Origin of the sequence: Eisenibacter elegans DSM 3317, assembly GCF_000430505.1 — a bacterium.
Classification (GTDB): Bacteria; Bacteroidota; Bacteroidia; order Cytophagales; family Microscillaceae; genus Eisenibacter; species Eisenibacter elegans.
Window position 1 is genome coordinate 63,430 of the sequence record NZ_KE387153.1, and the last position, 23,304, is coordinate 86,733.

Genomic DNA, 23,304 nt, shown 5'->3' on the forward strand with positions numbered 1-23,304 from the left:
TTATGAAACAATACCCCGTGTTAGGTAACCAAGATACCCGCTCCGGATTCGGCGCCGGGCTGCTAGCGCTAGGCGAGCAAAACCCCAACGTTGTAGCCCTCTGTGCTGACTTGACCGGCTCGCTGAAAATGGATGCCTTCCAAAAACAATTCCCCGAACGCTTCTTCCAAGTCGGCATTGCTGAGGCGAATATGATTGGTGTGGCTGCCGGAATGAGTATCAACGGCCTGATTCCCTTCACTGGTACTTTTGCCAACTTCTCTACCGGTAGAGTCTACGACCAAATCCGTCAGTCGGTGGCTTACTCGCACAAGAATGTCAAAATATGCGCTTCGCACGCCGGGCTCACGCTTGGCGAGGATGGCGCTACCCACCAAATCCTCGAAGACATAGGCTTGATGAAAATGCTACCCGGAATGACGGTCATCAACCCTGCCGATTATAACCAAACCAAAGCAGCTACGATTGCCATTGCCAAACACTATGGCCCGGTATACCTGCGTTTTGGTCGCCCAAAAGTGCCTATCTTCATCCCTGAAGACCTGCCTTTTGAAATTGGCAAAGCCCTGATGCTCAGCGAAGGAACAGATGTCAGCATCTTCGCTACCGGGCACTTGGTTTGGAAAGCCCTCGAAGCTTGCCAAATCCTTGAAGAACAAGGCATCAGCGCCGAAATCATCAATATCCATACCATCAAACCTCTCGACACAGCTGCCATATTGGCCTCTGTAGCCAAAACTGGTTGCGCTGTTAGTGCCGAAGAACATCAAATCTACGGTGGATTGGGGGAAAGTATCGCTCACGTGCTTTCGGCCAATGCTCCCGCTCCCCTAGAGCTCGTAGGTGTGAAAGATAGCTTCGGTGAAAGTGGAACACCTGAAGCCCTGATGGAAAAATATGGTCTCAACGCTGCCAGTATCGTAGAAGCTGCTAAAAAGGCTATTGCACGTAAGGCAAAATAGCTTCTACAACCAAAATAAAGCATCGCTATCTGGACTTTCCTAGCTAAAGCTGGGAAAGTCTTTTTATATCAGTACTATACATTATTTTTCATAATTTTTATAAAAATTAATATAATAAAACAAAGATTTATTGAATTCAATAATTCGCAAACTAAAGCAATACACCTAGACTCGCCAAGCTTTTCATTTTATGCCAAAATAAAGCCTTCTGTGCTCTCAAAACTAGAAACCTTGGGCACTATTTCGCAATCAGAGCCTGTTTCTTGAAAGTATACAGAGGTCTAAGAATTTCATATCTTTGTAAAAAAAGACCTGTCAACGAACACAATCAACCCCAGCACCAAGAAAAGGAGATTTTTGCCGTTTGGGTGTAGGCTGAAGTTACCTTGATTACGTACATTTGCCCTCCAATAATACCATACTATCCCAATAATGGCAGAAATCAAACCCTTTAAAGCTTGGAAGTACAATCATTTTTTGCGCGAAAAACTGTATGATCTGACCGCGCCCCTATCAGAGACCAAGTTCCGCCAAAAACAAGCAGCCCTGTACCAAGAGCCGTTCCATAACTTCCACATTGCCTCCCCTAGCGACGTGCCTCCCTATGAAAACGTAGCACGTAGGGTGCAAAATTGGAAGCTCGACCGTGTGATAGAGCAAGACCCCTTGCAAGGGTTGTATGTTTATTATCAATATTTTCGACTACCACAGCAGCCCGAAGAATTGTGTCGAAAAGGCTTTATCAGTTTGGTACAAACTTGCGAATGGGCAGCTAAGGTAATTTTGCCTCACGAAAAGACCTTTAGCCAAGCTGTAGAGTATCGAACAAATGTCCTCAAACATGCCGAGTTGATGACTACCCCTACCCACGGTCTCTATTTTGCTCCCCAAGAGGTGCTAGAAGCCTATATGGATGAGGCTATGCAAGCACCTTTGTATGAAGTAACTGACCCTGATGGCACGCGCCACGTACTAGGGGTGATCCACGACCGTCAAGTGATAGCACTATTTGCCCAAACCTTGGCAGACAAGAGCATCATCATTGCCGACGGACACCACCGCTATACAGCCTCCCTCAACCATAAGCGCTGGCATCGACACCATAACCCCAACCACCAAGGCGATGAGCCTTACAACTATCACCTAATGTGGCTCAGCAACGCCGCCCAAGGCGACCCCGGCATCCTCGCCACACACCGCCTCATCCAAGGCCTGCCCTACTTTGAGCAAGGCCGGGTGCTTGCCCGCTTGGCCAAGTATTTTGACCTTGAGCCATTGCCCTCACACGAAGCTATCTTCGATATCACCTATACCGAGCCCTGGAATTTCGGCCTCGTGTTTGAAGCACAAGCTTACTACTTACGCCTCAAACCATTGGCTTTTGATAACGAAGCACAAAACCCCGCTTGGGCGCTGCCCCTACCTCTCAAACGCTTGGATATATCGGTGATGCATCATTTCATCATCGAAAAAGTATTGGGTTTGGAAGGTACACAAAAGTTTGAACACCTTGACTTTGCCCAATATTCCGGCGACTGTATCGCAAGAGTCAAACGACGTGAAGCACAAATAGCTATCCTCACACACCCCATCCCACTCACACAAATAGCCCAAGTATGCGAAAGCGGCCACCTAATGCCAGAAAAATCGACTTACTTCTTCCCCAAAGTGCTCAGCGGATTAGTATTTGCAGATGGATAGCATTTTGATATACCAAGCTTTGTTGTAGGGGCTGCGGCTCCCCTACATATACACTACACAAAAAATTCACATACAAATTTCTTCCTAAAGCCAACCATTGTCTCGATATTGCGTACATATAGGATGATTTAGATAAAAAACGCTCATACAAAAAAGCATTTTTCATTCTTACCCGCCACAAGAATTATGGAAATGAGTCATGACCCATCAGACGAAGTTTGGAAGCGTATCGATTTTACTGACCGCCACTATGAGGTCAGTAACTGGGGGCGTGTCAAGAGCTTTTATCACAACAAAGAAAAAGGAGAGCTCATCAAGGGTAGGCTCAGCAACGAATACCGCGCCCTCGATTTGCGTGTTGATGGTAAGCGCAAAAGCTACTACATCCATAAGCTGGTAGCAGCGATATTTTGTGAACAACCCTCCAACAAACATAAAATTGTCATTCATCTGGATAATGACAAACACAACAACCGAGCCGATAACCTCAAGTGGGTAACTACCAAAGAAGCCTTTGAACACCAACTATCTCACTCCGAAAAAATGCAAGAAGGCTTTGTAGAGAATACCACAGCCAACGCCAAGCTGAGTATAGAAGATGTGTCCCACATCCGTAAGATGCTGCGCCGAGGTGTCCCGCAAAACAAAATCGCGTATATGTTTTGTGTAAGCGAAATGCAAATCACCCGTATCAAACGGAATGAAAACTGGGCCAGCGTTCGTGCAGCAGTGCCCGAAGAAGAAAACGATGAAGTTGACAGTTAATTTTGATTGGCCTACCCGTAATGACATCACCACCTTCGCCCTAGAAAAACAATACAGAGGCTTCTGTGCGCTGGTTGGCTCGATACAGCGCCGGGTACTTTTTACCAAGGATTGAGAATTCACAGGGTTAGATGCCTTGATTATCAAGCTTTTTTAGCACACATATATTGCCCACACCAATTTGGCTAGGGTATAACAATATTCACAGAGTGTATCTTTCTCGTGCTTTTTCGGAGCAGAAAAGCTTTTTGTGTAGCTTTACGCTGTATTTGGTAACCAACCCTTGATGATGAAAACTCCCATTATTGCCCCTTCGATTTTGGCCGCAGACTTTGGCAACTTACAACCCGCTGTTGAGATGCTCAATAACAGCGCCGCAGACTGGATTCATATTGATGTAATGGACGGCGTGTTTGTACCTAATATCTCCTTTGGGATGCCTGTGATAGCCAGCATTCAAAAGCACGCACAAAAACCCTTGGATGTACACCTGATGATTGTACAGCCAGAGCGCTACCTCGAAACCTTCAAACAACTAGGCGCAGAGGTGATTTCAGTACACTATGAAGCCTGCCCACACCTCCACCGTACCCTACAGCAAATCAGAGACTTAGGCTGTAAGGCCGGCGTAGCCATCAACCCCCATACCCCCGTAGAAGCCTTGGCCGATGTATTGTACTTGACCGATGTGGTTTGTATGATGTCTGTCAATCCAGGGTTTGGAGGGCAACAGTTTATCGAACGAACCTATGACAGAGTGGCCGCCTTGCGCAACATCATCTCTCAAGTAGAAAAAACAAACACCCTCATCGAGATAGATGGAGGCGTAAACGCACAGAATGCACCCAAGCTTATCGAAGCAGGTGCTGACGTGCTCGTCGCCGGCAGCTTTGTGTTCAATGCTATTGATCCCAAGGCCACCATCGCAGCCCTCAAACAAGGCTAATATCCAAGGTTTTAGCGAGGGCATCAACTAATTCATAAATGCGCTTGTTTTTGAGCGCATTTTTGTATTTTTACTTCTTTAGCACTCAAACCCCCACACATCACACACGGTATGAATGTATGTTTACTCTCCCTGCTAAGCCTGCTGACCTTTTGGTTGGGAGGCGATGATACTACCAAGGCCGCCTTATCTACCGCAGCCTACCACTATAGCACGGCTACAGAAGCCAAGCCCCGCCCCTATCAGTTTGTTTTTAGAGCCAAAAACGAAGATGACAGGGTCGAGGTCGTCGTCCATTACGAAGTATACCTCCAAGAACCGATGGGCTTCAGAGGCAATACTTATGGCGTAACAACACTCAACAGCAACGCCGCCATCAGTGTCAATCTGGATAAGAACCAAAACGTCGCCTTCCGTGCCGAATACCGAAACAATGACAAACGTGTTTCGATGATGGTACAACGCAATATCCGAGACCTCAACAGAAAGGGAGTCAATGAGATAGAGCTTGTATTTTATGACAAAAAAGACGAAAATGACTACCAAACCATCGGACAGATGGTAGAACGCCTAAGGGTAGAAAAATATGCGCAAAGCCTACTCAAAGACAACCGCAACGAGCTGACAGTAGACAATGAACTCGCTGTGGGTACACTGATTTTCTTTGATGGTAATGCCTCCTATTATAATCCCTCTTTTGGGATTGTAGATGGGCAAGAAGAGGAGTTCAATGTCCAGAATTATCTTATACAAGATTTGGTGCGCATCGAAAAAGGCTTCAACGCCGAAGCAGATGCCAAACTAGGAGCCTTCCTCAGAGGGGTAGCGGCCAAGCTCGATGTCAATAATACCAGCTTTATGGAATATAGCATCTCCATCAAAGGCTTGAGCAAACGCCGCATCAAGAATTACCTCAAGCCCCCCTCGGCCATCTTTGACAACAAAAACGACCGCTGGCTTGACGCTATTTATGCTCTGATGGACAAAAATACGGAGCGTATCCCTCAGTACAGGCTTTATTTTGTAACCTCTAAAATAATGGCAGACAGCGTGTTGCTCCGACGACGGGTCTTCCGACAGTTCAACAACGACTTTCAAATGGTTACCAAAGGAGTGCCATTTATAGAAGTAGGAGCCGGAAACCGATTTTATAGTACCAGCAGCTTCGAAGAGCTGGATAGCTTCAAGGATTTGTACATCGGCTTTGAGGTCTTAGACCTGACACTACTCCTGATGAATGAGTACGAAAAGCGGGTTACCCAACAACAACGTACCGCCTTACAACGCCAACGCACGGCCCTAGAGCAGCAGTTTAAAGATGCTCAAACACGCATCACCGAAAACTTCGCCCTCCTCAAAGGCTTCGACGATGAGCTTGTACTCGAAAACCCCAGCTACAACCAAATGCAGACACTCTATGCCAACCGTACCCCCCGTGCTGAGCGCAACCTGCCTATGGATTCGCTAGGGAAAGAAATAGAAGACCAAGAGATACTGCGCTTCAACCAAAGAGTACGCTTGTACAACCAATTTCTGGAAGCCCTAAAAACAGAGCTCCACGCGGCCAAAAACCTCGAACAACAAAAACGCTCCATTGATGTGCTCATCAGTCAATTAGAGTCTAAAAAAATAGTGGCAGACCCCGAAGCCGCTGCCGAAGCTGGGCCACTCCAAGACCACGTCCTCAAAAATATCCAAAAATCACCCCCCAAATAATCACCAACCTCCCTAGCACATGCGACAGGCACTGTACCTGTCGCTCTAGGCTGGCCAATGAAAACCGTCAAACACGAATGGTTCTTTGCCGCACACTACCTCAGTAGGTATTTTTATGCTAAAATTTACAGGATTTGATTTTTTTGATTATTAAGGATTTTCAGCAGACATATTCCCCAAACCAATTTTGGGTAGTCCTACAAATATAATGTTTTTCTCAGGAGGTCATAATGGCAAACGAAGTACTTGATAGCCCCGATATGATTGTCTAATTTTGTATCGAGTAATCATCCATTTAACCTAGCTACTAGTTGTCAGTACCCAAAAATACGTCTTTTCCGTGGGTTTGGCTTCGAAAAGCGGTTGGGTGTTTGTGGGGTTTGATTTATTTTTATTAAATTTGTACCACACTTTAGGGGTGTCTTGGGCTATTGGCCCGGGGCTGAGATATTACCCTTTGAACCTGAACCCGGTAATGCGGGCGGAGGGAAAAGTACGCCGCGATGCTATTTTTGGGTAAGGGCTTTGTCCCGTTTGTAGTTGCCTATAAAAGCCTTTGAGGCCATTTTTTCCTGCTGCGCCGGCATTCCCACAACTTAGTTTTTTTATGACAACGACGACGATACACTTCAACGGTGTGGCGCTGGTTACGGCTGCGTCTACGCTCGAAGCCCTACTCCGTCAGCAGCACTTGACCGACAAGCGGGGCATCGCCGTGGCGCTCAATGAGCAGGTCATCCCCAAAAAGGACTGGCCACACACGCCCCTACCTCCCAATGCCGAGGTCTTGGTCATTACGGCCACACAGGGCGGCTGATACTTCTCTCCCCCACGCTTTCCAGTTTTCCTGATGCAAGCCCCCTTGAAAAGGCGCAGGGTAAGCCCCACAAAACCGTCTATCTCCTACAAAGCTTCCTCAAACCCACTATTTTTCAGACTTATGGCCAAACACGAACACATCCCCACCCAAGCTTCGCGCATTACGCGGGAGCCTTTTCCGGCCTCGCAGAAGGTCTATGTGCCCGGCACATTGCACCCAAACATCCGCGTAGCGATGCGTCAGATAAGCCAAACGGCTTCGAAGCCCATCTTTGCCGAAGGGGCGTTGCAGCAGTCCGAAAATCCGCCCATTACCGTTTATGACACCTCGGGGCCCTATACCGACCCTGCCGTAGCCATCGATGTGCGCAAGGGGCTGCCCAAGTTGCGCCAACAGTGGATTATGGACAGGGCCGATGTAGCCGCATTGCCACAAATCAGCTCTAGCTATGGGCAGCAGCGCCTCCACGACCGCAGCCTCGACCACCTCCGCTTTGAGCACCTACAGCAGCCCCTACGCGCCAAGGCTGGCCACAACGTTACGCAGCTGCACTACGCCCGCAAGGGCATCATCACGCCCGAGATGGAGTACATCGCCATTCGCGAAAACCAACGGCTGGAGGCACAACAGGCCATCGCTCCACAGCACCCCGGCCAAAGCTTCGGTGCCAACACTCCACCCCTGATTACACCGGAGTTTGTACGGCAGGAGGTCGCCGCCGGACGAGCCATCATCCCGGCCAATATCAATCACCCCGAGAGCGAGCCGATGATAATCGGGCGCAATTTCTTGGTTAAAATCAACGCCAACATCGGCAACTCTGCCGTCAGCTCTACCATCGAAGAGGAGGTAGAGAAGATGGTCTGGGCTACCCGCTGGGGCGCTGATACGGTGATGGACCTGTCTACGGGCAAGAATATCCACGAAACCCGCGAGTGGATTATCCGCAACTCCCCTGTGCCCATCGGTACAGTGCCCATTTACCAAGCCCTCGAAAAGGTAGGCGGCAAGGCCGAAGCGCTGACCTGGGAGCTATTCCGCGATACGCTCATTGAGCAGGCCGAGCAGGGAGTCGATTATTTTACCATCCACGCCGGCGTGTTGTTGCGCTATATCCCCCTCACGGCCAAGCGCGTAACGGGTATTGTCTCTCGCGGCGGGTCTATTATGGCCAAATGGTGTCTAGCACACCACCGCGAAAACTTCCTCTATACCCATTTTGAGGAGATTTGTGAGATTATGAAGGCCTACGACGTGTCCTTCTCCCTTGGCGACGGCCTGCGCCCCGGCTCCATCGCCGATGCCAACGATGCAGCACAGTTTGCAGAGCTAGAGACCTTGGGCGAGCTAACCAAAATCGCCTGGCAGCACGACGTGCAGGTGATGGTCGAAGGCCCCGGGCACGTACCTATGCACCTCATCAAGGTCAATATGGACAAGCAGCTCCAAAGTTGTGGCGAAGCACCCTTCTACACCCTCGGGCCGCTCACGACCGACATCGCCCCCGGATACGACCACATCACCTCGGGCATCGGGGCGGCTATGATAGGCTGGTATGGCTGTGCGATGCTCTGCTACGTAACGCCCAAGGAACACCTAGGCCTGCCCAACCGCGACGACGTAAAAACAGGGGTCATTACCTACAAGCTGGCCGCCCACGCCGCCGACCTAGCCAAGGGGCACCCCGGCGCCCAGTACCGCGACGATGCGCTGAGCAAGGCGCGGTTTGAATTCCGATGGGAAGACCAGTTCAACCTCTCCCTCGACCCCGACACCGCCCGGGAATTTCACGACGAAACCCTCCCCGCCGACAATGCCAAGGTGGCGCACTTCTGCTCTATGTGCGGCCCCAACTTCTGCTCTATGCGCATCACCCAAGATTTGCGGGAGTACGCCAAAGCCCAAGGACTAACCGCCGCCGAAGCCCTGAGCAAGGGAATGGCCGACAAGGCGCGGGAGTTTGTCGAAAAGGGTACGCAGATATACCTCGACCCCCAAGACCTTTAGCCCTGTCAGACCTGAGAGGAGGGGCTTCCCCCGCGCAAGCGCGGGGTCGGGCCATCACCTGTAGTCCCCGCGCCCGAACAACGATGTAGGCTTTCTCATCGTGCAGGCGGGCGCGGGGAGCTACTTGGCTCTGTCCCTAAGCCGCTTACGCACGCAAAAACCCCTAAACGCTTGTCTAAATTTTCAGCACGACACTCAAACCAGCCGGTTTTTGTGCCGATACTAGGCAAAAAGCGCAGACCTGATGCTTAGCCCACGATTTTAATCATAGGAAGACTACGGCGAGCATTTTCAACAACGTAGCAGCCAAAAAGCAACGTTTTGGTATCGATGAAGAGAATTTTAGACAAGCGCCAAACCCAAACAAACCTATGCAACTGATTCTGATATCGCCGGAGCAGGCGCTGCCCCAAGAGCAGCAGCACCTGACACAAATGTTTGCCCTTGGGCTGGAGCGCTTCCATCTGCGCAAACCCCACTGGACAGTCGCACAGCTGGCTGCATACCTTGCCCACATTCCGGCAGAGTACCACCCCCGGATAGTGCTGCACAGCCACGATGCCCTCACACAGTACTTTGCACTCAGGGGCATCCACGCCCGCAGCGACAGAGACCGACGCAGCAAGGGTTTTGTCAGCACGGGCTGCCATAGTTTCGAGGAGGTACGCTCTTTTGACAGCCAAGGCTTTGAGTACCTGATGCTCAGCCCTGTGTTTGATTCCATCTCCAAAGAGGGCTACCCCGCCGGGTTTGCCCATCAAGACCTGCGCCACTTTTTGGCACAGCCGCGCCAAACGCCGCTACTGGCCTTGGGGGGAATCAATGCGCAAAACATCGCCCAATGCGCCGCCTTAGGCTTCGACGGCGTAGCCGTACTCGGGGCCGTTTGGCAAAGCCCCAACCCGCTAAAAGCACTGTTGGATTTATACCAAGGTTCACAAGATTTGAGGATTCACAGGATTTGATTTTCTTGATTCTCAAGGCTCTTCGGTAGATACATTTCCTAAACCATTTTTGTTTGGGGACAAAATGAGACTTAACCCACAGTTTTAACTGTGGGAGTGGTGTATACCATCGACCCATCACACGTCTTACAACCTTAACAATGATAGCCCGACTACAATACATCACCCAAGCCCATCCGCACCACCGCCCTGCCCAACACTGTGAGGAGCTTTGTAAGGCCGGAGTGCCTTGGGTACAATTGCGGATGAAGCAAGTCTCCACCACCGACTACTTGGCGGAGGCGCAGCGCTGTCGCGAAATTACGCAACACTATGGCGCAAAGCTCATCATCAACGACCAACTGGAGGTCGCCCTTGGTGCGCAGGCCGATGGCGTACACCTTGGGCAAGACGACCTCTGCACGGCAGAGGCCCGAAGGCTGGCTCCGCCCGGTTTTATCATCGGCGGAACGGCCAATACCCTCGCACAAGTGCGCCGACACATCGCCAACGGGGTAGACTATGTAGGGCTAGGCCCTTTGCGTTTTACCACCACCAAGGAAAAGCTCAGCCCCTTGCTGGGCGTTGAGGGCTATGCCCAAATAAGTCAGGCGCTAAAGCAAGAAGGGTTGGACATTCCACTGATTGCTATTGGGGGCATTCAGCTGGCTGATATTGCTCCCTTGCTACAAGCAGGAGTGTATGGCATTGCCGTATCGAGTCTGCTGACCCACCCCCCCGATAAACAGCACCTTGTATCAAAAATCATCACCACACTCAATCTATGAAAACAAATCCACTAACCATCGCCGATACCACATTTCACTCACGTCTGTTCACTGGTACGGGCAAGTTTAGTGCCTCCCCGCTCATGCGCGAAGCCCTCCAGGCCTCGGGCACGGAGCTGGTAACAGTAGCCCTCAAGCGTGTAGATGTGCATCAACAGCAAGGCGACGACCTGCTCACCCATCTCCAACACCCCCAGTGGCGACTGCTGCCCAACACCTCGGGAGTGCGCAATGCTCAAGAGGCCGTATTGGCGGCAGAGTTGGCGCGTGAGGCACTACAGACCAACTGGGTGAAGCTCGAAATCCACCCCGACCCCAAGTACCTGATGCCCGACCCCATCGAAACGCTGCGGGCTACCGAAGCGCTGGCCAAACGAGGCTTTGTGGTCTTGCCCTATATCCACGCCGACCCTGTACTCTGTAAGCGTCTCGAAGAGGCCGGCACGGCGGCAGTAATGCCTCTGGGTGCACCCATTGGCAGCAACAAAGGGCTGCGTACACTCGATTTTCTCGAAATCATCATAGAGCAGAGCCGCGTTCCGGTCATCATCGATGCAGGCTTGGGAGCGCCTTCGCACGCCGCCCAGGCGATGGAGCTGGGCGCTGATGCAGTGCTGGTCAATACGGCCATCGCCGTAGCCGGAGACCCTGTGGCGATGGCCACGGCTTTTGCCCAAGCTGTACAGGCCGGGCGCACAGCCTACGAAGCACAGCTGGCGCAGCCCACGGCTCACGCCGTGGCTAGCAGCCCCCTGACGGCTTTTTTGTAATGATACCCCCTCAAAACCCCTCAATGCCTTATGCAAAGCTTTAAAGACTTGATTGCAAACTATGAGTGGCAGGCGATACAAGACGATATTTACCGCAAAAGTGCTGCTGATGTAGTGCGAGCGCTGGCCAAACCAGGCAGGCTCGATTTGGAAGATTTCAAGGCCTTGGTATCGCCTGCGGCGGCGGCTTATCTGGAGCCAATGGCACAGCGCAGCCACCAACAAACACAACAGCGCTTTGGCAAAACCATACAGATGTACATCCCCCTGTACTTGAGCAATGAGTGTCAGAATATCTGTACTTATTGCGGCTTTAGCTTGGATGTGCCGATAGCCCGCAAAACCTTGAGCGAAGAGGAGATTTTGGCCGAGATGTCCGTCATCAAACAAATGGGTTACGAGCACGTGCTGCTCGTAACGGGTGAGGCTAACAAAACTGTGGGGGTGGAGTACTTACAGTGTGCTATCCGCCTACTCAGGCCACACTTTGCCCATATTGCGATGGAGGTGCAGCCCCTCGAACAGGCCGAGTACGCGCTGCTCAGGCGCGAAGGACTGCATACCGTGTTGGTATACCAAGAGACCTACCACCGAGAGGAGTACAAAACCCACCACCCCAAGGGCAAAAAATCTAATTTCGACTACCGCCTCGATACCCACGACCGTCTGGGGCGTGCCGGTATCCAAAAAATGGGGCTGGGAGTACTGCTGGGTTTAGAAGACTGGCGTACAGACAGCTTCTTCTGTGCGGCCCACTTGCAGTACCTCGAAAAGACCTACTGGCAAAGCAAGTACTCGATTTCGTTTCCCCGCCTGCGGCCTTGTGCCGGAGGGCTGAACCCCAAGGTACAGCTCAGCGACCGCGAACTGGTGCAGTTAATCTGTGCTTACCGCCTGCTGAGCGATACGGTAGAGTTGTCGCTTTCGACCCGCGAATCGCCCCATTTCCGTGATCATGTCCTCAAGCTGGGCATTACCTCGATGAGTGCCGACTCCAAAACAGACCCCGGAGGCTATGCCAATCCCAATATGGCGCTCGAACAGTTTGAAATAGACGACAAGCGCCCCACCACCGAAGTGGTCGCAAGCATCCGCCGTCAAGGCTATGAGCCGGTCTTTAAAAATGCTGTAGGTATTGGGGATTTCTGAGCCTCTTCGCTCGGTGTCCTCACATAGACGAAGCTCACACCCCTAGACATTTTCCAAATCCCACAGTTAAAGCTGTGGGTTAAGTCTCATTTTACCCCCTAAATGAGGGCTCAGCTTGTCTCGGAGCTGGAACTCCAAGCTACTTTTCCAACAATGTCCAGAGTGGTGTAGGCGAAGCTCCAGTTTGCGTGCTTTGCGTCTACTTTGCGACCTTTGTGGTTAATGTGATTGCCCATTGCACTAACAAACTCAGACTCCAAACCCATAACTACGCAATACCTTGTTAAACTCCTCAGAACAAACTCGTTATGCCCGTCATCTCTCCCTAGCAGAAGTAGGGATGGCCGGACAGCTCCAACTCAAACAAGCCCGGGTGCTTGTAGTAGGTGCCGGAGGGCTGGGCTGCCCCATATTGCAGTACTTGGCTGCCGCCGGCGTGGGCACTGTCGGCATCGTAGACGACGACACCGTGGCGCTGAGCAACCTCCAGCGCCAAGTCCTCTACCAAGTTGCCGACATCGGACAGCCCAAGGCCGCCGTCGCTGCTGCTAGGTTGTCGGCGCTCAACCCTGAGATATGCCTAGTACCTATTGTGCAGCGCCTCAACACACACAACATCCTGCCCTTGATGGAAGACTACGACTGGATCATCGACGGGACAGACAATTTCCCCACGCGCTACCTCATCAACGATGCCTGCACACTTCTCCAAAAACCCTTGGTCTTTGGGGCTATCCATCGGTTTGAGGGGCAGGTGGCCGTATTTCACTATCAGGGAGGGCCTAGCTACCGCTGCCTCTTCCCCCAAGCACCCCCGCCCGAAGAAGCGCCCAACTGCGCTCAAGCCGGTGTGATGGGTGTGTTGCCGGGCTTGGTGGGCACGCTGATGGCGGCGGAGTGTCTCAAGATGATTTTGGGTATCGGCCAAGTACTTAGCGGCCAGCTACTCAGCATCGACCTCCTCAGCGGCCAGCAACGCAGCTTTTCCATCCGCCGCAACGAGGACAACTTCCAGCGCCAAGCTCTCGAAGCAGACTATGCCGCCGTCTGTGGGCTAGCTCCTGCCCTACCCGATGGTGTCCAAATCAGCCCTACACAGCTCCAAGCTCAATTGGAAGCTGGTGTGAGGCTACAGCTGGTCGATGTGCGGGAGGCTTTTGAATGGGACATCTGCCACCTCGCGGGCAGCATACACCTGCCTCTTGGGCAGTTACCCAGCCGCCATCCTTCGCTCGACCCACAGTTGCCCACAGTCTTGATTTGCCACCACGGCATCCGCAGTATGCAGGCTCTGCAATACCTCCGCCAACAAGGGGACTTTAGGCAATTGCTCAATCTCACGGGCGGTATTGAGGCTTGGGCAAGCCAAATAGACCACTCTATGCCGAGATATTGATTTGGGATTGACAATTTGCGATTCACGAATCATAGCTCTGAAATCGTCAATCCAAACTCGTAACTCTGAAATCGTTAATCTGAAAAGGCTTTTTGGTCAAAAATTGCTTACTTGCATTCCAAAACAAATACTACGCTATCGACATCATTTATGCAGGCCATTTTGCGCAACCGCACCCTTCTGTGGGTCTTTTTTGGATTAGCCCTTTTCAATGTCTTCCTCAACAATCACAATACTTCCCTTTGGGACGAAGACGAGGCCGCCTATGCTGGCTTTGCCCACGTGATGCGGACTACAGGCAACTGGGTTGTTCCTGACTTTTTGTGGTCAGAACCCCACCGCAAGACACCACTACATTTTTGGGCGATTGCGGGCAGTTATTGGCTTTTTGGCGAAAACGAATTTGCAGTGCGTTTTCCCAGCGCTTTGTCAGTAGTTTTGACCTGTCTGACACTTTACTGGCTTGGGCGTGAGGTTTTTGGTCGCGAAGTAACCCTTGGAGCCGCCCTTCTGATGGCCTGCTCTATCTTATTGCCCAACTTGGGGAAAATCTCCGTAACCGACGCATTGTTGACCTTTTTTGAGACCGTAGCGGCGTTGGCCATCATTCGGCACTACGAGCGTCCCAGTTGGCGCTGGGCAGGGCTGTTGTGGGCAGCCGTAGCGCTGGGAGTGCTGGTCAAAGGCCCTCCTATTCTGATTTTGACCTTTGGGATGATGGGCTTGTTGGTCTTGTTTCATCCCAAACGCTGGCGTTTTGTTTCACTACACCCTTGGCTAGGCTTGCCCTTGGCCCTTCTGCCGCTTTGGCTTTGGGGGCGGGCGGCTTGGCTCAGCGATGGCGGAGTCTACATCCGTTGGATGATTGATTGGTATATCCTCAAACGCGCTTCAGGTGGCGTTGCTTTTGGGCAATGGGGTCCTCCGGGATATTTCTTATTGGTGTTTTTCATTTCCTTCCTTCCTTGGGCGGTATTTTTCCCCAAGGCCATCGGGCGTTTTTTCCGCCGTGCGGTGCGTTGGCAGCCCGAGCCAACCTACCTCTACCTAGGTGTGTGGTTTGTAGCAGGTTGGTTTTTGTATGAGCTTATTCCGAGCAAGCTGCCCTCTTATGCTATGGGAGCCTATGCAGGCTTTGCCCTTTTGTTGTCTCAGACGATACTCGACACAGAGTCCGAAGGGTTTGTCCAAACCACAGACTTGCGTGTGGGGCAATGGTTGCTGCTTATCTTCACCCTCTTGATAGGGGTTGGTCTGATTGTAGGGGCAAGCCTTCTGCTCGATGCTTGGGGCATTGGGATGGCTGTCATTACGGCTGTTTTCTGGACAGGGCTGGGCTTGGTCGCTTGGCAAGCATACCGTCGTGGTGCCTTAGAACGCGGCATCAAAGCCTCGGCCCTACAGGTGCTCTTGTTTGTCTTTTTTGCTTGGCTCTTGATAGTACCTTCGTTTGAGCAGCCACGCGGCGCTACCAAGCGCATCGCTCAGAGCATCGCCAGCGAAAGCACAAAGGATACAGAAGTAGTAATGGCTCGCCCGTTTTATCCGAGCTTGCCTTTTTACCTTACCCAAGTGCCGCGCCATTATCGTGGGTTAGCACACGCAGACTTTGCCCAAGTATTTGACCTATATGCGCGCCCTCAGAAAACAGTGCTTATTTTTGATGCTCCCAAGTACCAAGAGTTTTTGGATGGGCTGGCCGAACGCCAACAAGTTCCCCCCCAACATACCCGCATCATCAGCGGATGGATGGCCGATATGGGCAAGCTGATTGACTATACCCTGGTCTATAACTACCCCCCGGCCAATTGATAAAGCCCAATACAGGAGGTATTGGATGATGTACAAAAATTAACGGATTATATGAACTTTGATAAAAATGCGGATGGGCTGATTCCAGCCATCATCCAAGATGCTCAAACACGCAAGGTCTTGATGTTGGGCTATATGAACGCAGAGGCCTATGCTCAAACCAAGGCCACTGGTATTATTACCTTCTTCAGTCGTAGTAAACAACGACTTTGGGTAAAAGGCGAAACCTCTGGCAATTACCTACACGTAGTCGATATGATGCTCGACTGCGACGAGGACACCCTGCTTGTCTTGGCGCGCCCCGTAGGGCCGGTATGCCACACAGGGACAGACACCTGCTTCAAAGAAAGTAACCAAGAAAACCTCTGGTTTCTCGAATCACTCCAAGGTCTCATCGCCAGCCGCGCCCTAGAGGCCGCCCAAGGCCTAGACTCCAAGTCTTATACAGTAGAGCTTTTTAGAAAGGGAGTCAATAAGATTGCCCAAAAAGTAGGCGAAGAAGCTGTAGAAACCGTTATTGAAGCAACCAACGGCACGCCCGAACGCCTGCGTGAGGAGGCCGCCGACCTGCTGTACCATCTATTGGTACTGCTCCAAAGTCAAGAAATGAGGTTGCAAGATATCATCGCAGTATTGCAGGCCCGCAACCAGAAGCCCTAAGCAACTACCCCAACTCAAAAATAGCCTTCCCCACTGATTGAGCCGCTCTCCTTTTAACAGGGAGCGGTTTTTTGTTGGATGCCTACCCTACCCCGAACCTTCAACAGGTAAAAAACTTGCTAGAGTTTGGATACCTGATAATATTTATTTATTATTTTATGTTTAAAAATAAATAATTGCTGAATGTGGAGAAGGTATGAGTGTGTCGTAGCAATAATTTTAAAATAACGTATTAAATGAGACTACTTGAAATTGGAGATAGGCTAATACCTATTCCACTTTCCGCACCCTGTTTTTCAAGATTAAGTATTGTCAAGTAAATTAGTATTTTTCAGTGTTTCATCATAATAAAACCTATTTTTAAAAAATACTCATCTGTAGGGCTGTATTTGAAAACACAATTAAAAATCAATTTAATTTATTTTTATCTTAATTCCGTAATCCGAAATTAAGGGGTGCGGAAAGTGGGATTATGATACCAACCAAGATTTAAGTGAGGCTATTAATTACGTTGCCTTTATGTCTGATTCCGATCAAGAATTCAGAGACAGTCTGTCTTAACAATAGCCTCAAGGATGGGTATTGTTGGAAATCACACCGCTACACACTTTTTAACTCCCACAGTTAAAACTATGGGCTAAGTCTTAGGGTACCCCCAAAATGAGGCCTCAACTTGTCTCGGAGCTGAAGCTCCGAGCTATTTTTCCAAAAATGTCCAGCAGGTTGAAAGTATTCAGTGATACGAGTAGTTTGTTAATTTTTTGAGCAAAGTCATTTTTAATTAAAGAAAAACTACTTGTAAATCAGCTATTTAGTTATGATTGCTAAAATTTTTAGCAAATTGTTTAGGAAATTAGCAGTCTCTTGCTTTACTTTGTATCAACAAAACAGCAGTAAAGACAGGCATTGTTATTCACTTCTTAAACCATATACTAAGATGAACGGAATCACATTGAATTGGAAAGGACTAAGTACCGTACTTTATCAGGTCGCACAAGAATGGGCACATTCTCCGGCCATTGATCGCCACCCAACACAAGTAATCGAGCCAGAACCAGAAGAGCTTATTGCGCATCAGTCCACTACTTCAGATGAGACACAAGCGCTGGCTATGCAGAAACTACGCATCACCTTGGCCGACTTGGAACACATCTCAGACGCACTACTCCATTATAGCAAACACCTTCGCAGCCAGAAAACGACCCAACGCCAACAACAACGCTTGGCTCGGGTTCAAAGGCTGGACAAAAAAATCTATGATTTGCTAGACTACTACCAAATCCAACAAACAGAGGCCTAAAGGCTTTTTGACCTACTAAACCTATTATTTAATCACCTTGCTTAATTGCTCAAGTTATGTCTGCTTATGAACCCACCACTCACCCCGAATCAACTGCTCGCCTTGGAACAGAGGATGAACACTATCTTTGGCGACTTCCACGCCGAGTTAAGCAACATCAACGCCGAATTAAACGCCTTCAAAGCACGCTGGCGCAGTGGAAAGCTCAAAGCCGCTCAGGGCTTACTCCCTCCAAGTCCGCCTGACGCTCGCCGTGCTTAACCTTTGTTTTTTGCTGATGTAGGGTTGCATACGCCTGCCGCGCTTTGTGTTGGCAGGCGTTGCTTTTGCTTCCCAACAGAAGGGCTTACTATAAGGTGCTAGTTTCAAACTAAAGCGTATATTTGCAGTGTTTGTGGAGCAAAACCCACAACAAAACACGCCATATTTTGAAAAAATCGTTATATCACTCATCCTTTTGCCCCAAAATACAGCATTTGTTGGGGCTTTGTTTATTGTGGAGTTTTCTTGCCTATCCTGTTATGGGTCTTGCTCAAGCACGCCCTCATTGGGTCTATGGGTTGAAATGGGGAATAGGCCCTATGATTCCTGACAAAGTCTTGACTCCACACTTGACAGAAGCTACGCCTTGGACTATCACGGGGAAAATACTCCGACAAACTGCTGGCGCTAAGGCTTGGGAACAGGCGTATGGCCTACCACGCTATGGTCTGATGCTGGCCTATACTGATTTTCAGACAGAGGCTCTTGGGCAGGGCTTGTCTATGACCTATACCGGTGATTTTGTGATATATCGAGGGCGCAAGCAAGCTATTCATACAGAGCTGGGAATGGGTTTGGGATGGGTGAGTAACCCATACCGCAGGGTAGGCAATCACAAAAACCTGATGACCGGAAGCTCACTCAATGCTGTGTCTATCAGTACCTTAAGCTACCACTACCGGCTGGATTCTCAATGGGAGGCTTCTTTGAGTATAGGGCTAAGGCACTTCTCAAATGGCGCTACACAACTCCCCAACTGGGGTATCAATGTCGTACAGCTGGGCGCAGGGCTACAGTATCGCCCCAAGCCCTCGGAGGAGACCAACGCCAGCCTTGGTGCAGCAGAAAAAACCTTGCCTTATTGGTATCAGGAGCTGTATAGTGCTGCCGCTTGGACAGAGCAATATCCTACCGAAGGAGACAAATATCCGGTATGGAACTTACACTGGATAGTAGCGCGCCGCCTCAACGAGAAACTGGCTTGGCATTCGGGCCTTGATTGGATGTATAACGAGCGCTTTTTGTTTTATCAAGAAGATTTTCAGCAGAGCCGACACAGCCCTTGGCGGGTAAGCATTACGCAAGGCATCGATGTGGTGATGGGGCGGTTCAGCACTACCATTGCGCTCGGGCTATATATATACAAACCCCAGCCCTTCGACTCTAGGCTTTATCAGCGGTTTGGCTGGAAGTATTATTGGCATAAGCGTTGGTTTGGGCTATTTGCCCTGCGCACACAGGGCGGCAGTGTGGACAACCTTGAGTTTGGTATGGGATACCGCCTAGGCGCGGTGAGCTTCTGAAGCAGCTTTGGGTTATAGAAAAAACTCAGAAGCCCTGATACCATTGTAATGTTTCAGGGCTCCCGTGTAGCCTTGTTTGGCGAGAAAGGCACTATACATTCAGATTGGTTTGGGAAAGCATAAGTGCTGAAAATCCTCGATAATCAAGAATGTCAGATTCTATGAATCCTCAAAGCTTGTAAATCTTGGTATAGATTATTTGGCTGTACTTTTTTTGTTGTTGCCTTGGTAAACAGCGCCAAACTTGACCCCGTCGATTACGACTTTGGAGATGATTTCCTTCATAATCTCGGAAGTTCCGCCGGCGATTGTGCCCACGCGTGCGTCGCGGTACATACGGCATATAGGGTAATCTTCCATATATCCATAGCCGCCAAAGAACTGCAAGCAGCGGTCTACTGTGCGGTTTACCAATTCTGAGGCATAGAGTTTGGCCATAGAAGCTTCTTTTACAATCACCTCACCCTCGCTATGGAGCCAGCAGCTGTTGTATACCATCTGGCGAGCCATTTCGATTTCGGTGCTGAGCTCTGCAATGGTATGGCGAATGACCTGAAATTTGGCCAACGGGCGGTTGAAAGCTTGGCGCTCGTGGAGGTATTGCAGGGTATGGTCTACGATGCCTTGTGCTCCGGGAACCGCCATAATAGCCGCCACAAGGCGCTCTAATTGCAGGCTGCCCATCAGGTAGTAGAAGCCCATATTCTCTTGCCCGATGATATTGCTGAGGGGTACGCGAACATTGTCAAAACTGATTTCGGCAGTATCAGAAGAATGCCAGCCCATTTTATTGAGCTTAGTGCGGGTTACGCCTGGTGCGTCAAGGTCTACCACAATAAGGCTGATGCCTCCCATCCCCATTTGTGGGGCTGTTTTACAGGCCAAGGTGATAAAGTCGCCATAGGTACCATTGCTGATAAAGGTTTTAGAACCATTGATGACGTAGTGGTCGCCGTCGCGCTCAGCCTTGGTGGTGATATTGGCTACATCAGAGCCTGTGCCCGGCTCAGTAATGCCGAGAGCGGCCACCTTCTCCCCTCGGATAGCCGGGGCGAGATATTGTTGTTTAAGCTCATAGCTACCAACTTCGGCTATGTGGTTGATGGCCATATATTGGTGTACGCTGACGGCAGTCGTAAAGCCGGCGAGGTTGGTACGCCCAAGCTCTTCGAGAAAAACGACCGAATACCAAAAATCAGCATTGATTCCCCCAAACTCTTCCGAAAAGTTGATACCCAGATAGCCCTGCTCTCCCATTTTCTGAAAAATCTCTTTAGGGATACGGCGCTCTTGCTCCCATTTGTCAGCATTGGGAACAACCTCTTTGTCAAAAAACTGACGAACACTCTGGCGAAACAGCTCGTGTTCTTCGGTAAAATACTGTGATTTCATACAGATAATGAATTGTAGTGGCTAGATAGCCGCCTCGGGAGCGGCTTGACAGGTTAGTTTTGTACAAATATAACTTTTTTGTCTTATACTTAGGTCATCGTGCCTAATTTTTTTTCGACAACCTTTGATGCTCAAAAATTTTGGTCTCCATCAAAATCAGCCACTTGATGTACGAATACACGCAACATTTGTGCATTGGCAGCCACAAAGTTGTCGCCAACACTGCCAGCGCTATCGAAGACTTGGCAGCGTCGGCTTTTCTTACCAAGCTATGGCGTATCTGCGGTGCTGAAGTAAGAAAAACACAAAAAAAACCAATTATATTTGTCAGTCAGCACATAAGATTGTAAAATTGTAAACTTTTACGCACAATAACACCCCAAATGACCCAAGCCTTGCTGAAAGATTAATGGAACCCAACGCCCTACCCCCTCCTCACGAAGAACCTATTGAGCCTAAACCCGAAATTAAGAACAGCCCCTCACAAGTCCGATTGCCATTTTTTATCGGCATCACCTTGGCTTGTGGATTGCTTTTGGGTGCTACGATGTTTGGTGGAAGCCAACAAGTAAAAGATTTGCTCAATGGCCACGCCAAGCTCAAACAAATTCTGACTTATATTGATCGCGACTACGTCGATACCGTCAATACGGAGCAATTGGTAGACTATTCGATTACCAAGATGCTCGAAAAGCTGGATCCACACACCTCTTACATCCCTGTTAAGGATGTTCAGATGGCCAACGCACAGCTAGAAGGTGATTTTGAGGGTATTGGGATAGAGTTCAATATCTACCGCGATACCTTGGTTGTTGTGGCTACCATCCCCGGGGGGCCATCCGAAACAGCCGGGTTGCGCGCCGGCGATAAGATTGTCGCCGTCGATGGGCAGAGTATCTCGGGCCATACACTTGACAACGCCACCGTATATCGCTATCTGCGCGGCAAGAAAGGTAGCAAAGTAACCCTCGACATTCGCCGCAAAGGACGCTCCGAGATCTTCAAAGTGATTGTTACGAGAGGCAAAATACCTAGCTACTCTGTTGATGTCAGTTATATGATTGATGCACAAACGGGCTATATCAAAGTCAGCCGCTTTTCGGCCAATACCTATAAGGAATTTCGCGATGCACTCAGCAAGCTTAAAAAACAAGGGATGACACGCTTGATGCTCGACCTCAGAGACAACCCCGGCGGCTATCTCGATAGGGCTGTAGATATGGCCGATGAGTTGATACCGGGCAATGCCAAGATTGTATACACCAAGGGCAAAAATTCAAAGTATGATGTAGAGTCTCGTGCGCACATCAAGGGGCTTTTTGAAAGCGGTGCAATCGTAGTACTGATTAACGAAGGAAGTGCCTCTGCTTCCGAGATTATGGCCGGCGCTTTGCAAGACAATGACCGTGCACTGATTGTCGGTCGCCGCTCCTTTGGCAAAGGCCTCGTGCAAGTTCCAATGGAGCTAAACGATGGCTCAGAGCTACGCCTGACCATTTCTCGGTACTATACACCCAGTGGGCGAAGTATCCAGAAGCCCTACCAAAACGACCCCGACGGCTCCCAATACAAAAACGACTTGCGCGAGCGCTACAACCACGGCGAGCTGTTTACTGCCGATAGCATCAAGTTTGACCCAGGCCTCCAATATACCACCAAAGCAGGCCGCACAGTGTATGGCGGCGGTGGTATTATGCCGGATGTGTTTGTGCCACTAGATACCACCCAAGATACCCGCCTGCTCAACCAACTCTATGAGTTTAATATCATCAGGGCCTACGCCTTGAGCTATTATGAAGACCACCAACAGGCACTCAGCACACAGACTTATAGCGCTTATTATGAGGGCTTTGTTGTGAATGAGAAAATGCACCAAGCTTTACAAAAAATGGCTTTGGATGCTGGAATCAAGATTGATGCAGGAGAATATCGGCAAAGCCAAACTCTGATAGCCCAACACCTCAAGGCTTGGATAGCCCGCAGTGTTTGGAAAGAAGAAGGCTTTTTCCCGATTTGGTTGGAGCGAGATGAGATTTTCAAAAAAGCGCTCACTCTATTTGAAGAAGCCGCTCGGATAGGACAATAACCACAAGAGCTGGAGCTAGGGAAATTCCCTATGCTCCGCAAAAAGTCTTACCAGTCGTTGAAGCTTTCGTCGAAGTCCTCATCTTCAAACTCATCCTCAAACTCGCCCAGCAACTCATCTTCGTCCATATCATTGATAAATTCGGACTCAAGGTCTTCTGGGTCAAAGCTGCTGTCGTCAAAGTCAAACTCGTCGTCTAGGTCATAGGCATCTTCGTAGGCATCGTCGAAGTCCTCGTCCTCAAACTCATCGTCCAAGCCCATCACGACCAAGCGCATATACACGGCTTGCAAGGCTGCGACATAATACTGCTGCACAAGATGATTGCTGTACTTCATGGTAAATTGAAAAGTGTTAGAATATTAAGGGGAATAAGCGTTTTTGGCTGTGCTTTCAGGCTGCAATTATACAAACTTTTCGGGCGTTGGGCGGTGTTAGGGCAAAAAAAATATTGTTAGCGGTACTCCTTTGTAATCAACTGAAACACAAGCTTTTAAAAAACCTCTTCTCAAAGAGTCTTTATCT

21 protein-coding genes and 1 riboswitch are annotated in these 23,304 nt (G+C 49.9%); of the genes, 19 read left to right on the forward strand and 2 right to left on the reverse strand.

Annotation, left to right across the window (positions count from 1 at the left end; translation table 11 throughout):
- Positions 1 to 2 precede the first annotated feature (2 nt).
- The 18 genes from G499_RS0113900 to G499_RS0113995 all read left to right on the forward strand — a co-directional run bounded on the left by G499_RS0113900 (position 3) and on the right by G499_RS0113995 (position 19,301).
- Positions 3 to 962: a transketolase family protein gene (locus G499_RS0113900; RefSeq protein ID WP_027000446.1), complete on the forward strand. Its 960-nt coding sequence runs from the start codon at positions 3 to 5 to the stop codon at positions 960 to 962.
- A 432-nt stretch (positions 963 to 1,394) separates the two neighbouring features.
- Positions 1,395 to 2,663 carry a DUF1015 domain-containing protein gene (locus tag G499_RS20095; protein ID WP_051296269.1) on the forward strand — a complete coding sequence of 423 codons (1,269 nt, stop codon included), beginning with the start codon at positions 1,395 to 1,397 and terminating at the stop codon, positions 2,661 to 2,663.
- 186 nt (positions 2,664 to 2,849) lie between these two features.
- Positions 2,850 to 3,428: an NUMOD4 domain-containing protein gene (locus G499_RS20100; RefSeq protein WP_051296270.1), complete on the forward strand. Its 579-nt coding sequence runs from the start codon at positions 2,850 to 2,852 to the stop codon at positions 3,426 to 3,428.
- A complete protein-coding gene (locus G499_RS22425; RefSeq protein WP_281171873.1) occupies positions 3,412 to 3,543 on the forward strand; it encodes a hypothetical protein in 132 nt (43 codons plus the stop codon). Before G499_RS20100 ends, G499_RS22425 begins: the two co-directional genes overlap by 17 nt.
- A 174-nt stretch (positions 3,544 to 3,717) precedes the next feature.
- The gene (rpe, locus tag G499_RS0113920) at positions 3,718 to 4,374 is read left to right on the forward strand and encodes a ribulose-phosphate 3-epimerase (protein ID WP_027000447.1); all 657 of its coding nucleotides are present in this window, start codon (positions 3,718 to 3,720) and stop codon (positions 4,372 to 4,374) included.
- Positions 4,375 to 4,485: 111 nt separating this feature from the next.
- Positions 4,486 to 6,090, forward strand: coding sequence for a hypothetical protein (locus tag G499_RS0113925; RefSeq protein ID WP_027000448.1), 1,605 nt, complete (start codon positions 4,486 to 4,488; stop codon positions 6,088 to 6,090).
- A 404-nt stretch (positions 6,091 to 6,494) separates the two neighbouring features.
- Positions 6,495 to 6,597: riboswitch (TPP riboswitch) on the forward strand.
- A gap of 100 nt (positions 6,598 to 6,697) precedes the next feature.
- Entirely contained in the window at positions 6,698 to 6,907 is a 210-nt protein-coding gene (gene thiS / locus G499_RS0113940; RefSeq protein WP_035727669.1) for a sulfur carrier protein ThiS, read from the forward strand.
- 123 nt (positions 6,908 to 7,030) lie between these two features.
- Positions 7,031 to 8,917, forward strand: coding sequence for a phosphomethylpyrimidine synthase ThiC (gene thiC, locus G499_RS0113945; protein WP_035727671.1), 1,887 nt, complete (start codon positions 7,031 to 7,033; stop codon positions 8,915 to 8,917).
- Between the two features lie 371 nt (positions 8,918 to 9,288).
- The gene (locus tag G499_RS20105; protein ID WP_051296271.1) at positions 9,289 to 9,882 is read left to right on the forward strand and encodes a thiamine phosphate synthase; all 594 of its coding nucleotides are present in this window, start codon (positions 9,289 to 9,291) and stop codon (positions 9,880 to 9,882) included.
- 140 nt (positions 9,883 to 10,022) lie between these two features.
- Positions 10,023 to 10,649 carry a thiamine phosphate synthase gene (thiE, locus tag G499_RS0113955; protein WP_027000452.1) on the forward strand — a complete coding sequence of 209 codons (627 nt, stop codon included), beginning with the start codon at positions 10,023 to 10,025 and terminating at the stop codon, positions 10,647 to 10,649.
- On the forward strand, positions 10,646 to 11,419 hold the full coding sequence (locus tag G499_RS0113960; protein WP_027000453.1) for a thiazole synthase: 774 nt from the start codon (positions 10,646 to 10,648) through the stop codon (positions 11,417 to 11,419). Before thiE ends, G499_RS0113960 begins: the two co-directional genes overlap by 4 nt.
- 30 nt (positions 11,420 to 11,449) lie before the next feature.
- A complete protein-coding gene (thiH, locus tag G499_RS0113965) occupies positions 11,450 to 12,568 on the forward strand; it encodes a 2-iminoacetate synthase ThiH (RefSeq protein ID WP_027000454.1) in 1,119 nt (372 codons plus the stop codon).
- 280 nt (positions 12,569 to 12,848) lie between these two features.
- Positions 12,849 to 13,964: a molybdopterin-synthase adenylyltransferase MoeB gene (gene moeB, locus G499_RS0113970; protein ID WP_027000455.1), complete on the forward strand. Its 1,116-nt coding sequence runs from the start codon at positions 12,849 to 12,851 to the stop codon at positions 13,962 to 13,964.
- Between the two features lie 150 nt (positions 13,965 to 14,114).
- The gene (locus tag G499_RS0113975; RefSeq protein ID WP_027000456.1) at positions 14,115 to 15,776 is read left to right on the forward strand and encodes an ArnT family glycosyltransferase; all 1,662 of its coding nucleotides are present in this window, start codon (positions 14,115 to 14,117) and stop codon (positions 15,774 to 15,776) included.
- A gap of 51 nt (positions 15,777 to 15,827) precedes the next feature.
- The gene (gene hisIE, locus G499_RS0113980) at positions 15,828 to 16,436 is read left to right on the forward strand and encodes a bifunctional phosphoribosyl-AMP cyclohydrolase/phosphoribosyl-ATP diphosphatase HisIE (RefSeq protein WP_035727674.1); all 609 of its coding nucleotides are present in this window, start codon (positions 15,828 to 15,830) and stop codon (positions 16,434 to 16,436) included.
- A gap of 937 nt (positions 16,437 to 17,373) precedes the next feature.
- The gene (locus G499_RS0113985; protein ID WP_027000458.1) at positions 17,374 to 17,736 is read left to right on the forward strand and encodes a hypothetical protein; all 363 of its coding nucleotides are present in this window, start codon (positions 17,374 to 17,376) and stop codon (positions 17,734 to 17,736) included.
- A gap of 66 nt (positions 17,737 to 17,802) precedes the next feature.
- Positions 17,803 to 17,997: a hypothetical protein gene (locus tag G499_RS21885; protein ID WP_154658466.1), complete on the forward strand. Its 195-nt coding sequence runs from the start codon at positions 17,803 to 17,805 to the stop codon at positions 17,995 to 17,997.
- Between the two features lie 260 nt (positions 17,998 to 18,257).
- Positions 18,258 to 19,301 carry an acyloxyacyl hydrolase gene (locus G499_RS0113995; protein ID WP_154658467.1) on the forward strand — a complete coding sequence of 348 codons (1,044 nt, stop codon included), beginning with the start codon at positions 18,258 to 18,260 and terminating at the stop codon, positions 19,299 to 19,301.
- A 195-nt stretch (positions 19,302 to 19,496) separates the two neighbouring features.
- Here the strand turns inward: G499_RS0113995 and G499_RS0114005 are convergent, their stop codons facing one another.
- The gene (locus tag G499_RS0114005; RefSeq protein WP_027000460.1) at positions 19,497 to 20,693 is read right to left on the reverse strand and encodes an acyl-CoA dehydrogenase family protein; all 1,197 of its coding nucleotides are present in this window, start codon (positions 20,691 to 20,693) and stop codon (positions 19,497 to 19,499) included.
- A 409-nt stretch (positions 20,694 to 21,102) separates the two neighbouring features.
- Between G499_RS0114005 and G499_RS0114015 the strand changes: the two genes are divergently transcribed.
- Positions 21,103 to 22,779 (forward strand): S41 family peptidase, encoded by a 1,677-nt coding sequence (locus G499_RS0114015; RefSeq protein WP_027000462.1) that lies wholly within the window; start codon positions 21,103 to 21,105, stop codon positions 22,777 to 22,779.
- Positions 22,780 to 22,826: 47 nt separating this feature from the next.
- Here the strand turns inward: G499_RS0114015 and G499_RS21890 are convergent, their stop codons facing one another.
- Positions 22,827 to 23,117, reverse strand: coding sequence for a hypothetical protein (locus G499_RS21890; RefSeq protein ID WP_051296272.1), 291 nt, complete (start codon positions 23,115 to 23,117; stop codon positions 22,827 to 22,829).
- Between the last annotated feature and the right edge of the window lie 187 nt (positions 23,118 to 23,304).